The organism is Agrobacterium sp. 6Ca8 (assembly GCF_055382765.1).
The window spans coordinates 1,008,392-1,022,551 of record NZ_AP026433.1 but is presented as its reverse complement, the minus strand read 5'-3'; the positions used below and the strand labels follow the sequence as shown (position 1 = coordinate 1,022,551).

11 protein-coding genes are annotated in these 14,160 nt (G+C 59.5%); 3 read left to right on the top strand and 8 right to left on the bottom strand.

Annotation, left to right across the window (positions count from 1 at the left end; all coding sequences use genetic code 11):
- Nucleotides 1-74: 74 nt before the first annotated feature.
- The 4 genes from ACZ5A6_RS05115 to ACZ5A6_RS05100 form a co-directional block, all read right to left on the bottom strand.
- The gene (locus ACZ5A6_RS05115; protein ID WP_013635994.1) at nucleotides 75-545 is read right to left on the bottom strand and encodes a cysteine hydrolase family protein; all 471 of its coding nucleotides are present in this window, start codon (nucleotides 543-545) and stop codon (nucleotides 75-77) included.
- A gap of 73 nt (nucleotides 546-618) precedes the next feature.
- Nucleotides 619-1,750 (bottom strand): peptide chain release factor 2 gene (prfB, locus tag ACZ5A6_RS05110; protein WP_097102382.1). Its coding sequence is split into 2 segments (ribosomal slippage): nucleotides 619-1,680 and nucleotides 1,682-1,750, totalling 1,131 coding nucleotides; the frame shifts between segments, so codons are not numbered across the junction.
- Nucleotides 1,751-1,848: 98 nt separating this feature from the next.
- The gene (locus ACZ5A6_RS05105; RefSeq protein ID WP_003512768.1) at nucleotides 1,849-4,293 is read right to left on the bottom strand and encodes a penicillin-binding protein 1A; all 2,445 of its coding nucleotides are present in this window, start codon (nucleotides 4,291-4,293) and stop codon (nucleotides 1,849-1,851) included.
- Nucleotides 4,294-4,619: 326 nt separating this feature from the next.
- Nucleotides 4,620-5,891 carry an N-acetylmuramoyl-L-alanine amidase gene (locus tag ACZ5A6_RS05100; RefSeq protein WP_038490798.1) on the bottom strand — a complete coding sequence of 424 codons (1,272 nt, stop codon included), beginning with the start codon at nucleotides 5,889-5,891 and terminating at the stop codon, nucleotides 4,620-4,622.
- A gap of 645 nt (nucleotides 5,892-6,536) precedes the next feature.
- Here ACZ5A6_RS05100 and ACZ5A6_RS05095 point away from each other — a divergent pair.
- On the top strand, nucleotides 6,537-9,494 hold the full coding sequence (locus ACZ5A6_RS05095; RefSeq protein ID WP_174061438.1) for an Rne/Rng family ribonuclease: 2,958 nt from the start codon (nucleotides 6,537-6,539) through the stop codon (nucleotides 9,492-9,494).
- A gap of 206 nt (nucleotides 9,495-9,700) precedes the next feature.
- Here ACZ5A6_RS05095 and ACZ5A6_RS05090 read toward each other — a convergent pair whose 3' ends face one another.
- The 3 genes from ACZ5A6_RS05090 to ACZ5A6_RS05080 form a co-directional block, all read right to left on the bottom strand.
- A complete protein-coding gene (locus tag ACZ5A6_RS05090) occupies nucleotides 9,701-10,405 on the bottom strand; it encodes an SDR family oxidoreductase (RefSeq protein WP_065704664.1) in 705 nt (234 codons plus the stop codon).
- A 147-nt stretch (nucleotides 10,406-10,552) separates the two neighbouring features.
- Entirely contained in the window at nucleotides 10,553-10,918 is a 366-nt protein-coding gene (locus ACZ5A6_RS05085; protein WP_174061439.1) for an antibiotic biosynthesis monooxygenase family protein, read from the bottom strand.
- Nucleotides 10,915-11,241 (bottom strand): NIPSNAP family protein, encoded by a 327-nt coding sequence (locus tag ACZ5A6_RS05080; RefSeq protein ID WP_464111058.1) that lies wholly within the window; start codon nucleotides 11,239-11,241, stop codon nucleotides 10,915-10,917. Before ACZ5A6_RS05080 ends, ACZ5A6_RS05085 begins: the two co-directional genes overlap by 4 nt.
- 74 nt (nucleotides 11,242-11,315) lie before the next feature.
- Between ACZ5A6_RS05080 and ACZ5A6_RS05075 the strand changes: the two genes are divergently transcribed.
- Nucleotides 11,316-11,999 (top strand): ArsR/SmtB family transcription factor, encoded by a 684-nt coding sequence (locus tag ACZ5A6_RS05075; protein WP_174027544.1) that lies wholly within the window; start codon nucleotides 11,316-11,318, stop codon nucleotides 11,997-11,999.
- A gap of 29 nt (nucleotides 12,000-12,028) precedes the next feature.
- Here ACZ5A6_RS05075 and ACZ5A6_RS05070 read toward each other — a convergent pair whose 3' ends face one another.
- The gene (locus ACZ5A6_RS05070; RefSeq protein WP_025593298.1) at nucleotides 12,029-13,186 is read right to left on the bottom strand and encodes a pyridoxal phosphate-dependent aminotransferase; all 1,158 of its coding nucleotides are present in this window, start codon (nucleotides 13,184-13,186) and stop codon (nucleotides 12,029-12,031) included.
- Nucleotides 13,187-13,357: 171 nt separating this feature from the next.
- Here ACZ5A6_RS05070 and ACZ5A6_RS05065 point away from each other — a divergent pair, with 171 nt between their 5' ends.
- Complete coding sequence (locus ACZ5A6_RS05065) at nucleotides 13,358-14,125, top strand: DsbA family protein (protein ID WP_174061440.1); 768 nt, start codon at nucleotides 13,358-13,360, stop codon at nucleotides 14,123-14,125.
- Nucleotides 14,126-14,160: the final 35 nt, after the last annotated feature.

Sequence of the window (14,160 nt, the reverse complement as noted above, 5' to 3'; positions counted from 1 at the left end):
GAGAACGTCGGTTTGAACGGAACCGTTGGAGGTTCTCTACCTCCTGGATTATACGCAGTTTTACTGGAAACTCTCTACGCGTTAAGCTCATGCGGCCCGGCCAGAACCGCACCGAAATGATGTTTCCATAGTCTTGCGCCGAGTTCGCCGCTGCGATCGAGGCTGGAGCCCACCGTCAGCCATGGCAGAAGCGTGGGATGAAGCCCCGCATCGAACAGGGCAAAACCCGCAGCCAGCACGCAGGTATCGGCCTGAATGCCGCAGACCAGCACCCTGTCGAGCTTTAGAGACAGGAGGTGGTCGATAGCCGCCCTTGGCGGAGCGTAGCCATGCTTTATGAAAATCCAGTCCGCCGCAACCAGCGAGCAGTCGTCCCTGCCCGGCTTCCAGCCGAGTTGCCGCTCGAAAGGCGTGACGCTTTCATCATGGCGCTCGACGCTGGCAACGCTTGGCATGGTGGCGGCCAGGGCGGATATTTCCGCCACAAGCGCAGCCGGCGGATTGAAGCTCGGCTGAACGTCGACGATGTAAAGCGCCTGTTTCATGCATCTCCTCCAACGAAAAACCCCTCGCAATGGGTTTGCGAGGGGTGATTTTTTCAAGCGACGCTGTGGCGCGTCAGTCGATATCAGCCACTTCCACGTCTGCGCCACCGCTGATGCGGTGCGCGAGGGCCGCTTCCATGAACTGGTTCAGATCGCCATCCAGCACGTTGCCGGGTGCGGTGCTTTCCACGCCGGTGCGCAGGTCCTTGATCAACTGGTAGGGCTGCAGAACGTAGGAACGGATCTGATGGCCCCAGCCGATATCCGTCTTGGATGCGGCCTGAGCGTTTGCCGCATCTTCCCGCTTTTGCAGTTCCACCTCGTAAAGGCGGGCGCGCAGCATGTCCCACGCCTTGGCGCGGTTCTTGTGCTGGGAACGCTCCTGCTGGCAGGCCACGGCAATACCGGTCGGTATGTGGGTAATACGCACGGCCGAATCGGTGGTGTTGACGTGCTGGCCGCCTGCACCGGACGAACGATAGGTATCGATGCGGCAATCGCTCTCGTTGATGTCGATCTGGATCGAATCATCGACCACTGGGTAAACCCAAACGGAGGAGAACGATGTGTGGCGACGCGCATTGCTGTCATAGGGCGAGATGCGGACGAGGCGGTGTACGCCCGATTCCGTCTTCAGCCAGCCGAAGGCATTGTGGCCCTTGACGAGGATCGTCGCGGACTTGATGCCGGCCTCTTCGCCGTCATGAACTTCCAGCACTTCAACCTTGAAGCCTTCGCGGTCGGCCCAGCGGGTATACATGCGCAGCAGCATGTTGGCCCAGTCCTGGCTTTCCGTACCGCCAGCGCCGGAATGAACTTCGAGATATGTATCGTTGCTATCAGCTTCACCGGAAAGCATGGCTTCCACCTGACGGCGGTTCGCCTCGCTCCTCAGCGCCTTCAGCGCATCTTCGGCGTCCTTGACGATCTCGTCGTCGCCTTCCATCTCGCCGAGTTCGATCAGCTCGACATTGTCCTTGAGCTGCTGCTCAAGCGCCTTCACGCCATTGATGCTGTCATCCAGCTGCTGGCGCTCGCGCATCAATTTCTGCGCTTCGGTGGCATCGTTCCAGAGGGTCGGGTCCTCTGCCTTGTTATTCAACCAGTCCAGTCGTCTTATCGCCTGGTCCCAGTCAAAGATGCCTCCTCAGCAGGCTTATGGCCTGCTTGATTTCGTCGACTACGTTCACAATTTCATTGCGCATTTCGCTGGTTCTTCGCCTTCATTTAAACTGGTAGCTCAAATAAATGCGGGGGGCGCGGATGTAAAGACCCGCGCCCCCCGCCAAACATAAGACTGGTATCAATAAAGACCGCCGCCACCGCCGGTGATGGCCTGCTGGGCCTGTGGCGAGGTCTTCAGAATATCCTCCTGCGACATGCCTTCCGCGCCGATCACCGAGAAGGTATCGGCCGGGCCGGTGCCCGGCTTGAAGGCTTCCATGATCGTATCAGGTTCGCCTTCCGAAGCGGCCATGCCGGTCTTGCGGTTGACGGCGATGAACTTCATCCCTTCAGGCACGATGAACTTGCTCGGTTCCAGGTGCTTGGCCGCATCGGCGATGAACTCGCCGAAGATCGGTGCCGACAGCGAACCACCGGTGCCGCCGCGCCCAAGCGGTGCGGGCGAATCGAAGCCGATATAAAGACCGGCAACCATGTCCGGCGTGTAACCGACGAACCAGGCGTCCTTTTCATCGTTGGTGGTGCCCGTCTTGCCAGCAACCGGCAGATCGACCTTGATCTTGCCCGCCGCCGTGCCGCGTTGGACGACACCTTCAAGCATGGAGGTCGTCTGGTAAGCGGTCATCGGGTCGAGAACCTGCTCGCGGTTATCAACGATGACCGGCTCATCCTGATTTTGCCAGCTGGTGGCGTTGCAGCCCTCGCAGGCACGCTCCTCATGCCGGAAGATCGTCTTGCCGTAACGGTCCTGGATGCGGTCTATCAGCGTCGGCTTGATCTGCTTGCCGCCATTGGCGATCACAGAATAGGCCGAGACCATGCGCATGATGGTTGTTTCGCCCGAACCGAGCGACATTGCCAGAAGCGGCGGCATCTTGTCGTAGATGCCGAAGCGTTCGGCATATTCAGCGACCAGATTCATGCCCATGTCCTGCGCCAGACGCACTGTCATGAGGTTACGGGATTTTTCGATGCCTAGACGCAGGGTCGAAGGACCGGCGGAACCCCCGCCGTAATTCTGCGGCTTCCAGACCTGGCCGCCCGAAACAACCTCGATTGGCGCGTCGAGAATGACCGAGGCCGGGGTATAGCCGTTGTCGAGTGCAGCCGCATAGATGAACGGCTTGAAGGAGGAGCCGGGCTGGCGCATCGCCTGCGTGGCGCGGTTGAATTCCGATTGCGCATAGGAGAAGCCGCCAACCATGGCCAGAACGCGGCCAGTGTGTGGATCCATCACCATCATGCCGCCCTGCACCTTCGGGGGCTGGCGCAGACGATATTCGTTGCCGGAACCGGACAGCGGCTGTGCGTAAACGACGTCACCAACAGCCAGAACGCCAACCGGCGACTTAGCCGTCGGTTTCTTGCCTGTGGCATCGCGATAGGCCCAACGCATGTTTTCAGCGGAGATATGGCCGCGTGTGCGCTTGTCGCCATCCTCGGCATCGGGGTCGACCTGCACGCCAATATCGATGCCATCTGCAGCAACGGCGAGGACAACTGCGATCTTCCATTCGGGAACGTCGCGAAGGCCCTTTACCTTGGCGAGCGCCGCAGTCCAGTCACCGGTTGTCTCGATCTTTTCGACGGGTCCGCGGAAACCGCGACGCTCGTCATATTGCACCAGACCGTCCTGAAGCGCCTTGCGCGCCTCCATCTGGATCTGCGGATCGAAAGAGGTGCGAACCGAAAGGCCGCCTTCAAGAAGCGCCTGCTCGCCGTATTTCTCGACGATCTGGCGGCGGACTTCCTCGGCGAAATAGTCAGACGCGAAGATATGCGCGCCGCCACGGCGCAGATTGACGCCAAGCGGCTGCTTCTTTGCGTCCTCGGCATCGCCGACCGTGATGTAGCCGTTCTCGGCCATGCGGTCGATCACCCAGTTGCGGCGTTCCAGCGCCGCCTTCTCGCGGCGGATCGGATGGTAGTTGGCCGGGCCCTTCGGCAGCGATGCAAGATAGGCGGTTTCCGCGATCGTCAGTTCCGTGACCGATTTGTTGAAATAGGTGAGTGCCGCACCGGCGATACCGTAGGAATTCAGGCCGAAAAAGATCTCGTTGAGATAAAGCTCGAGGATCTTGTCCTTGGAATAGGTCTGCTCGATGCGGAAGGACAGAAGCGCTTCCTTGAGCTTGCGGTCGAAGGTCTGGTCGTTGGTGAGCAGGAAGTTCTTCGCCACCTGCTGAGTGATTGTGGACGCGCCGACCGGACGACGGCCGGAGCCGATATTCTGGAGGTTGACGAGAACGGCACGGCCGAGACCCCAGATGTCCACACCCGGATGGTTGTAGAAATTCTTGTCTTCCGCCGAAAGGAAAGCTGCCTTCACACGGTCCGGGATAGCCTGGATCGGCAGGAACAGGCGCTTTTCATGGGCGTATTCCGCCATGAGCGCGCCGTTGCCGGCGTGCACGCGGGTCGTCACCGGCGGCTCATAAGTGCTCAGAACTGCGTAATCCGGCAGGTCCTTCGTCACGCCGTGCAAATAAATTGCACCGGCGGCGGCGGCGCACAGGAAGAGCACGCTGGCCAAGCCGAAAAAATATCCAATCAGTCTGATCATACCAAGCTACCGATAATTCGAATCGTAACCATCAACGCCCGATGATACGGGCGCATCCTTGCATATCGCGTGCCGTTTTGCACACCATACCTTCGATGACAAGCCGGAACGACAGCATTCGCTGATATGTTACCGGGCCGACTGCCGCAATTGCGGTTCCAGCCGCAATGGCGGATCACCACAGAATCCGCTTCCGCAATAACGCGGCGAATGTGAGTAAAATAGGGCTTCGCCAACGTAATCGTCCGCAAGGCCCAAGAATTGAACAGCTTTTCGGCAGCAAGGGGCACGGCGACAACGGGGGCGCCGCTCGCTCGCCCGGCCCTTCAGCCGCCGTTCGCCATGGCCTTGGTGCGGTATCGTCCGACCGCAGTTGCAAGCGTATCGGCGACCTTCTTGCGCCATTCCGCATCAAGAAGGAGTTTTTCATCTTCCGGATTGGAGAGAAAGCCGAGTTCCAGCAACACCGATGGCACGTCATGGGCGCGCAGCACCATGAAACCGGCATAACGATGCGGATTGTTGATGAGGCCGACCTGTCCCTCGAAGGACGATACGATATTTTCTGCCAGCGTCACCGAAAAGGCCTGCGTTTCGCGCCGGGTGAAATCGAGAAGGATATCGGCCACCTCAGGCGGCTCGCTGGAGGCTGCCACACCGGCAATCTGGTCGGACTTGTTTTCGCGCTCGGCCAGTTCCTGCGCCCTGCGGTCTGAGGCGCGGTCTGACAATGTATAGACGGTCGCGCCCCGGATGCCCTTCTGCTTCAGTGTATCGGCGTGCAATGAAATGAACAGGTTGGCATTATTCTGCCGGGCGATCGTCACCCGTTCCGACAGAGCGAGAAACGTGTCGGAATCACGCGTCAGGAACGCCTTGATGCCGGGCTCCCGGTTCATCCGCTCCACAAGTTCCTTGGCAAAGGTCAGCGTGATGACCTTTTCCTCCGTGCCGGTTACGCCGCCGGAAGCGCCGGCATCGATGCCGCCATGGCCGGCATCAACAGCGATGACGAAATCCGTCTGCCGCGATGTCTTGTCGTCAGGCGTGATCGCCGCTGTCGAGACCGGCGCCGGCGCGCGCCATTGCTGCTCTTTCACCAGTTCGGCGAATTTGGCCTTGGTGGTGATCTCCGCATCCAGGACGAAACGGAACGATGTGCCGTCCTCGCCCTTCTTGGTTTCGGCAACCGCCACCTGAACCGGTTTTTTTGCCGTCAGCACGATGCGGGCGCTGTCTTGCCCCATGCTACCGAAGCGAATGTCCGAGAAAAGGCCGGTTGGCGCCAGAGCCGATGCGGGGAACGCAAAATTCACCGCCGGAAAGTCCACGACGATGCGGGCGGGCGAATCGAGATAGTGAATGTCGAATTCCGGCTCCTCGGCAAAATCGAGAACGATGCGCGTGCGCGCCTCGTCGCCGATGATGCGTGCCTGATTGGCGATGAGCGGCTCCACGGCCAAGGCCTGTGGAACGCAGGAGACGAATGCGGCGACCGAAAAGACAACCGGCAAAACAAGGGCACCCGCAAGCCGCGCGATTCGCGCGCCAAGCGGCCCTGCCCCATCGAATATCGCTGCGCTGCGCGTGAAATTCATGGTCTTCAAGAAATTCCGTATTTCAGTCATTTTTCATAAATGGTGCGGCAAAGTGCCGGGAACGTCGTAATTTCGGCCACGCCGGACACGTGTTTGTGCGTTTGCGCCCCACAATCGCAGGCGTTGGTGAACCAATTGTTAACCCGGAAATTCCACCAACAATATGGCATATTTAGCCAGCCTATTGCTATTATGACAGAGAAAACATACAACAAGGATGAGGGTTAAAAGTGTTGACGGGATAGATGCCCGCCGGCTGCCAATCGAAAAAGACGCTGGCGCTGCAAAACGGGCAATCATCTGCCGTCGTTACATTTATCCTGAAACTGGATCAATTCCGGCCGTGGCCGGAGACCTACCCGGTGGCAATGCCACCGCTGCTCTGAGGAGAGCAAATTCATCGGACCCCAAGGGGTCTATATATTATTGTCGTTCCGCCTGGCCAATGATGTCGCAGCAGTTTTCATATGAACCGGATACCAGGAGCAGGCCAAGCGCCTCGCCGTCGGTCCGGATGCTGCCAGTTTACAGAGGCCCGGCTGGAGACTTCATTTCCGGCACATCCTTGCACTCATATGAAAGGCTCGTCCGTGTGGCGGGCCTGTTCTCGTATAAAACAAGGCTGCGCCGAGGAGCACAGCTTACATGGCAGACAAAATGCTTATCGACGCCTCCCACGAAGAGGAGACACGCGTAGTCGTTGTCCGTGGGAACCGGATCGAGGAATTCGACTTCGAATCGGAGCACAAGAAACAGATCCGCGGCAATATCTACCTTGCCAAGGTCACGAGGGTTGAGCCCTCCCTTCAGGCGGCATTCGTCGACTACGGTGGAAATCGCCACGGGTTTCTCGCTTTCGCGGAAATCCACCCTGACTATTACCAGATCCCGCTCGCCGACCGTCAGGCGCTCCTCAAGGCGGAAGCCGAGGATCATCGCCGCAGCGATGACTTCGAATCGGCTGACGCCCCCGAGCCCGGCGCACCGGCTGTCGATCTGTCGCAGGCGGACCAGCCGGATGTCGGCATCGTTGCCGTCAGCGAAACGACGGACGCCGTGGTCGTGGACGAAACCGTTGCCGCTGCCGCTGCCGAAGAGGTATCCGAAGATGTGACTGCTGTGGCCGTCGAGGCCGTTGCGGAAGAAGCACCGAAGAAGCGTACCCGCCGCCCCCGCGCCAAGAAGAAGGTAGCGGAAGAAGAAGCCGTTTCCGACACCACTGTTGAGGCCTCTTCCGAAGAAGACGGCAGCGCGGGCGGCGAAATGGCTGCCATGGTCGATACAGATACGATTTCCGAGGAAGTCGAGGGTCTTCGCCGTGGCAATGACGATGATGACGACGACGATGATGACGATCATCACGAAAAGGAAGTGATCGAATCCGTCGGCGCCGAAGACGCCATGGAAGAGGTTCCCGATCGCGTTGCCCGCAAGCCGCGCAAGCAGTACCGCATTCAGGAAGTCATCAAGCGCCGCCAGATCCTTCTCGTGCAGGTTGCCAAGGAAGAACGCGGCAACAAGGGTGCCGCACTCACCACCTATCTGTCGCTTGCCGGCCGTTATTCCGTGCTGATGCCGAATACCGCACGTGGCGGTGGCATTTCCCGCAAGATCACCCAGCCGACCGACCGCAAGCGCCTGAAGGAAATCGCGCGCGATCTGGAAGTTCCGCAGGGCATGGGCGTCATTCTGCGTACCGCAGGCGCCAACCGCACCCGCGTCGAGATCAAGCGCGACTTCGAATATCTGATGCGCCTGTGGGAAAACGTCCGCACGCTGACGCTGAACTCCACGGCCCCCTGCCTCGTTTACGAGGAAGGCTCGCTCATCAAGCGTTCGATCCGCGATCTCTATAACAAGGATATCAGCGAGATCATCGTTTCGGGCGAAGAAGGCTACCGTGAAGCAAAAGACTTCATGAAGATGCTGATGCCGAGCCATGCCAAGGTGGTTCAGCCTTACCGCGACATCCACCCGATCTTCTCGCGCTCGGGCATCGAAGCCCAGCTCGACCGCATGCTGCAGCCGCAGGTTACGCTGAAATCGGGCGGTTACCTCATCATCAACCAGACGGAAGCTCTGGTTGCCATCGACGTGAACTCCGGTCGTTCGACCCGCGAGCATTCCATCGAAGAAACGGCGCTGACGACCAATCTGGAAGCGGCGGAAGAAGTGGCTCGCCAGCTGCGTCTTCGCGACCTTGCCGGTCTTGTTGTCATCGACTTCATCGACATGGAAGAAAAGCGCAACAACCGCTCCGTCGAGAAGAAGCTCAAGGACTGCCTGAAAAACGACCGGGCGCGCATCCAGGTCGGCCGTATCTCGCATTTCGGTCTTCTGGAAATGTCGCGCCAGCGCATCCGCGCTTCGGTGCTGGAATCGACCACGCAGGTCTGCCAGCATTGCGGCGGCACGGGTCACGTTCGCTCGGAATCCTCCATCGCTCTGCACGTGCTGCGCGGCGTTGAGGAATATCTGCTGCGCAACACGACCCACAATATCACCGTGCGCTGCACGCCGGAAACGGCTCTCTATCTGCTCAACCACAAGCGCGGCACGATTGTCGATTATGAAGGCCGCTTCGGTGTGGCGATCATCATTGCGGCCGATGCCGGCGTCGGCGCGCAGCATTTTGCCATCGATCGCGGTGAGGCCGTTGAAAATCCGGTGAAGATCGAAAGCCTTATCCAGATGCTCCCGAGCTTCGTGGAAGAGGAAGACGATTTCGTTGTTGAGGTGGAAGAGGACGAAGAAGAGGAAGAAATCGTCAAGGCGCAGGCCAGCGAGCCGCGCCAGCAACAGCAGCAGGGCGACAATGGTGAAGACGGCAAGCGCAAGCGCAAGCGTCGTCGTCGCCGTCGTGGCAAGGGCGGACAGAACGACCAGAACGGTGCAGTTGATGCGCAGGCTGGCGATGACACCGGCGCTGATGATGCGGACGACGAAGATGGCGTCGAAACCGATGAAGCCGCAGACGACGCTGATGAAAACGGTGTGAACGAAGCTGCAAGCTCTGATGAAGAGGGCAAGCGCAAGCGTCGTCGTCGTGGCAAGCGTGGCGGCCGTCGCAACCGTGCTGAAGACGAGGCTCTCGATGCCGCAGGCACTGAGTCCGACGAAGAAGGCGAAACGGAAGGCGAAAGCGAAGAGGTTTCCGCCGCAGCATCCGTAACCGAAGAGCCTACCGCTGCCGAAGTGGTGGAAGGTGTGGTTGCCGACGTTGTGGAAGCGGAAGCCCCGAAGAAACCGCGCCGCACCCGCAAGGCGAAGGCGAAGACCGAAGACGTACCGCCGGCTGAAGCGGCACCGCAGGCTGAAGTCACAGCCAAAACCGTTGAAACGGTCGAGCCGGTGATCGTCGAGCCCGCAGTCGTTGTGGAAACCGTCGTCGATGTCGCCCTCGACGAAGTGGGTGAAGCCTCGGCCGATCTGGGTTCGGAAGCCGTAGCACCGGCGGCGGAAGAAAAGGTTCGCGCGAACCGGGGCAGCAATGTCTCGAATTCGGAGCCGGTCGTGACCTCGTCGGGCACGCCCGCCAACCCTGATGGCGACGAGCCGAAGCCGCGCAAGGGCGGCTGGTGGCAGCGCAAAGGCTTCTTTTGATAGAAGACACTGAAACGAAAAACGCCCGCAACCATGTTGCGGGCGTTTTGCTTTGTTAGCGGATGTTAGGTTTATCTCACGCCGTAATCGATCCGGCATCCAGCCACGGCGCGTCTGCGCCGTGAAAGAAATCTCTCCCGATCAACGACTTGACCGCGTTGGCAAAGGACCAAGTCCGGGGTGACGGAAGCCCGATATGCCAATCGTCAAACAGACCGTGTCAGACCACCATCGACGCGGATGTTCTGGCCGGTGATGTAACCCGCACCTTCCGAGGCGAGGAAGGCAACGGTTGCGGCTATCTCCTCGCTCGTTCCGTAACGCTGCATCGGCACACCCTGGCGGCGCTCTTCCGTGGCTGGCAGGCTATCGATCCAACCGGGCAGAACATTGTTCATGCGCACATTGTCGGCCGCATAGGTATCGGAAAAAATCTTGGTGTAGGAAGCAAGGCCGGCGCGGAACACTGCAGAAGTCGGGAACATGCTGCTCGGCTCGAAAGCCCAGGCAGTCGAGATGTTGATGATCGACCCGGCTTTCTGTTTCACCATGAATGGAGCCACAATCCGTGTCGGGCGGATGACGTTCATCAGGTAGACATCGAGACCCGTGTGCCATTGCTCATCGGTGATATCGAGGATGGAGGCGCGCGGGCCATGGCCTGCACTGTTCACGAGAACGTCGATACGGCCGAATTTTTCGAGCGTCAGCTCCACCAGTCGATTGAGATCGTCGTTGGACTGGTTGGAGCCGGTAACGCCGATGCCGCCCAGTTCCTTCGCCAGCGCCTCTCCCTTGCCGGAGGACGACAGGATCGCGAGCTTGTAACCATCAGCGCTTAGACGTTTCGCCACGGCCGCGCCCATGCCGCTGCCGCCTGCCGTCACAATCGCCACTTTTTCTGCCGACATCGTTCTTTTCTCCATGTCCAATCGGGCGGACCGCCGCGTGGCAGCCCTTCTCCATCCATAACCCGCTCCATCTATAGCGGGTTTTGGCAGCGAGTTCGAACCAGAAAGCCTTGGACCGGCTTGAAGAAAAACTGATCTGAAGGCCCGTCAACGCCGCACTTGATCATCCGCCGCATGGACCTGCCTGCTGTCCGTCGGGGCCTCCTCCCTCTCCTTCAAACCATAGTCCCGCATCACGGTGGCGATACGCAGGCGGTAATTGCAAAAGACGCCGGACCGTCCCAGCGACTGTGCTGCGCGATGCGACGCGGTGTTGCGCCATGCCTTCACCGCCTCCTCATCCCTGAAGAATGACAGCGAAAGCATCTTGTCGGGATTGCTGATGCTCTGAAAGCGTTCGACGGACAGGAATCCGTCGATGGTTTCGAGCTCGGCGCGCAGGCTGGCGGCAATATCGAGATAATGCTGTTTTTCGCCCTCAGCCGGCCAAACCTCGAAGATGACGGCGATCATCGTCCGCCCCCGCCATGCGGCGCAGATGCCAGCCTCAGGAACAGCCTGTCCTCACGGCGGATGAATTGCTCGCGCCGGGCGAATTCATAGTTTTCCCGCCCTGCCGGGTCGGCGGCAAGTCGCGCCCGGTAGGCTTCGTACGCGGCAAGGCTTTCGATGTTATAGACGCCGTAGGCAATAGTGCTCGATCCCTCTTTCGGTGCGTAATAGCCGATCAGATCGGCGCCGCAGCGCGGTATCGCTTCACGCCAGTTGCGGGCATATTGATCGAAAGCATCGACCTTGAAGGGGTTGATCTCGTAACGGATGAAACAGGTCAGCATCGTCGGTCTCCTCGTGTTCTGCCTTCCCTGTCTACGCCATTGCCTCACATCAATGCTTCGGCTATCATCGAATTATGAAAGACGGACCCTTGATCGCAAATGTCGCCGCCCTGATCGGCGACCCCGCCCGCGCCAACATATTGACGGCGCTGATGGACGGACGCGCGCTGACGGCAAGCGAGCTTGCCGAAGCCGCCGGCGTGACACTGCAGACCGCTAGCGGGCATCTGTCAAAACTCTCCGACGCCCAATTGCTCAAAGCGGAAAAACAGGGGCGACATCGCTATTTCCGGCTTTCCGACGCGGATGTGGCGCAGGTTCTTGAAGCGCTGATGGGACTTGCGCAGCGCACAGGGGCCGTGCGCGTGCGTACCGGACCAAAGGACACCGCGCTTCGCGAGGCGCGCATCTGTTACGATCATCTGGCCGGAGAAAGCGGCGTGGCACTGCTTTCGACCATCACCGCAAAAGGTCTCGTGACATCAGGCGACGATCCCGCACTTACGGATAGCGGGCGGGGTTTCTTCTCGAGCTTCGGCATTGATATTTCGCCGCTGGAAAAGGCAAGGCGCCCGGTTTGCCTGCATTGCCTGGACTGGAGCGAACGTCGTCACCACCTCGGCGGCGGGCTCGGCGCATCGCTTCTGAAAGCCATGCAGCAGCGCGACTGGCTGCGGCAAGGAAACGGGCGCGTGCTGACCTTCACCACAAAGGGTGAAAAGGCCTTTGCCAGCACCTTCGGTTATTCGCCCGCCTGATCCCCGCCAAGGGGAGAAGAACCGAGGGCTTATTTCAGCCAACCAGCAATGCGCCCAACGGCCTCGGCAATATCCGACACCGAACCCGCATAGGAAATGCGCAGCGCCCTGTGGCCCTCCTCTGGATCGAAATCCATGCCGGGCGTCGCCGCCACGTCGATTTCCGCCAGCATGCGTTTGGCGAAATCCATGCTGTCATTGGAAAAGCGGCTGGTATCGACATAGGCGTAAAATGCGCCATCCATGGGAGACGCCAGCGGCAGGCCGATTTCCGGAAGGCGCGTCATCAGGAAATCGCGGTTGGTGCGGTAGCTTTCCCGGTAGACGTCCAGTTCCTCCGCCGCCGAAAAGGCTGCGGTTGCCGCCAGCTGGGATAGTTCCGGCGGTGAAATATACAGGCTCTGAGCAAGACATTCGACCGGACGGACGAGATTTTCCGGCAGGACCATCCAGCCGATGCGCCAGCCGGTCATGCAATAATATTTCGAGAAGGAATTGATGACGACGGCATTGTCGGTGAGTTCGAGCGCGCTCGTTTCCTCGCCGACGAAAGTCAGGCCGTGGTAGATCTCGTCGGAAATGAAGGCGATATCCCGGCTTTCACAATAGTTTGCCAGCCGTTTCAGCGCTTCGCGGCCGGTGACCGTGCCGGTTGGGTTGGCCGGGCTTGCCAGGAGCACGCCCTTTAACTTGCAGCCCGCCCTCGTCTCCGCCCGCTCGAGGCTGGCAGGCGTCAGCGTATAGCCGGTTTCCGCCGTTACCGGCACTTCCACGACATTGAGGCCAAGCGCTTTCAAGATATTGCGATAGGCGGGATAACCGGGCCTTGCGATCGCGACATGATCACCGGCATCGAAAAGGCTGAGGAAGGCGAGGTTGAAAGCGGCAGAAGACCCGGTGGTAACGGCAATGCGCGCCGGATCGACTATAACCTGGTGGCGCAGCCGGTAGTGGCCGGCTATCGCTTCGCGCAATTCACGCAGGCCCAGCGCATCGGTATAGCCGATCCGCCCATGCTTCAGCGCCTCCTGCGCGGCCGCCAGAGAGGCTTTCGGTGCGGGATGGGAAGGCTGGCCGACCGCCATGGAAATGACGGGGCGTCCCGCCTGCCGTCGCCGGTTCGCCTCCGCCAGAATATCCATGGCGTGAAAGGGTTCTACTGCGCTCCGCTTCGACATCGTTATCAAGGGCATGCTCTTTCCTGAACCGTATTTCAGAGACTTGCCCCAGAATCACACGCTTCACAATCGTGCGACCATAATGCGGACAACTATTTTTGGCGTATGGCATTTGGCTTAAAGTAAGGTAATTGCATCATAACATTCATGAGGCATTGGCCGCACAGTATGAGGACCGATATGGCGCATCTTCTCCGTTCAACCCTTCTCGCCAGCGTAACGGCCCTTTCCATGGCTTTCGCTTCTCTGCCCGCCTATGCCCTCGATGACAAGCAGAAGAAGGAAATGGGCGAGTTCATCAAGCAATATCTGATCGAGAACCCCGAGATCATGCTTGAAGTTCAGGACGCGCTTGAACGCAAGCAATATGCGACCCGCAACGCCAAGGCGGCGGAAGCCGTGGCCGACAACCAGAAGACCATCTTCGAATCGAAATATGATCTGGCGCTCGGCAATCCGGACGGCGACGTCACGCTGGTCGAGTTCTTCGATTACAATTGCGGTTATTGCAAACGCGCCATGGGCGACATGGACAATATTCTGAAGACGGACAAGAAAGTACGCGTCGTGCTCAAGGAATTCCCGATCCTCGGGCCGGAATCGGTCGCCGCGCATCGGGTCTCCAACGCCGTCAAGCTGCTCGCACCTGCCAAATATCCCGAATTCCAGCGCGCCTTGCTGGGCGGCCGCGGACGGGCGAATGAAGACAGCGCCATGGAAGTCGCGACGTCGCTCGGTCTCAAGGAGGCCGACATCCGCAAATCGATGGCAGAAAACCCCAACGACGCGCAGGTGCAGGAAACCTACAAGCTCGCCAACAGCCTCGGCATAACAGGAACACCGTCCTATATCGTCGGCAACGAGGCTGTTTTCGGCGCTGTTGGTGCGGACCCTTTGAAGGAAAAAATCGCCAATATGCGCAGCTGCGGAAAAGCCACCTGCTCCTGATTCCGCAAAAAGCCGCTGCATTCCCTGTGGATGCC

Bases quoted from the DNA above. Each gene is read 5' to 3' on its own strand.
- ACZ5A6_RS05115 (WP_013635994.1), bottom strand. From the start codon at position 545: ATGAAACAGGCGCTTTACATCGTCGACGTTCAGCCGAGCTTCAATCCG.
- ACZ5A6_RS05105 (WP_003512768.1), bottom strand. From the start codon at position 4,293: ATGATCAGACTGATTGGATATTTTTTCGGCTTGGCCAGCGTGCTCTTC.
- ACZ5A6_RS05100 (WP_038490798.1), bottom strand. From the start codon at position 5,891: ATGAATTTCACGCGCAGCGCAGCGATATTCGATGGGGCAGGGCCGCTT.
- ACZ5A6_RS05095 (WP_174061438.1), top strand. From the start codon at position 6,537: ATGGCAGACAAAATGCTTATCGACGCCTCCCACGAAGAGGAGACACGC.
- ACZ5A6_RS05090 (WP_065704664.1), bottom strand. From the start codon at position 10,405: ATGTCGGCAGAAAAAGTGGCGATTGTGACGGCAGGCGGCAGCGGCATG.
- ACZ5A6_RS05085 (WP_174061439.1), bottom strand. From the start codon at position 10,918: ATGATCGCCGTCATCTTCGAGGTTTGGCCGGCTGAGGGCGAAAAACAG.
- ACZ5A6_RS05080 (WP_464111058.1), bottom strand. From the start codon at position 11,241: ATGCTGACCTGTTTCATCCGTTACGAGATCAACCCCTTCAAGGTCGAT.
- ACZ5A6_RS05075 (WP_174027544.1), top strand. From the start codon at position 11,316: ATGAAAGACGGACCCTTGATCGCAAATGTCGCCGCCCTGATCGGCGAC.
- ACZ5A6_RS05065 (WP_174061440.1), top strand. From the start codon at position 13,358: ATGGCGCATCTTCTCCGTTCAACCCTTCTCGCCAGCGTAACGGCCCTT.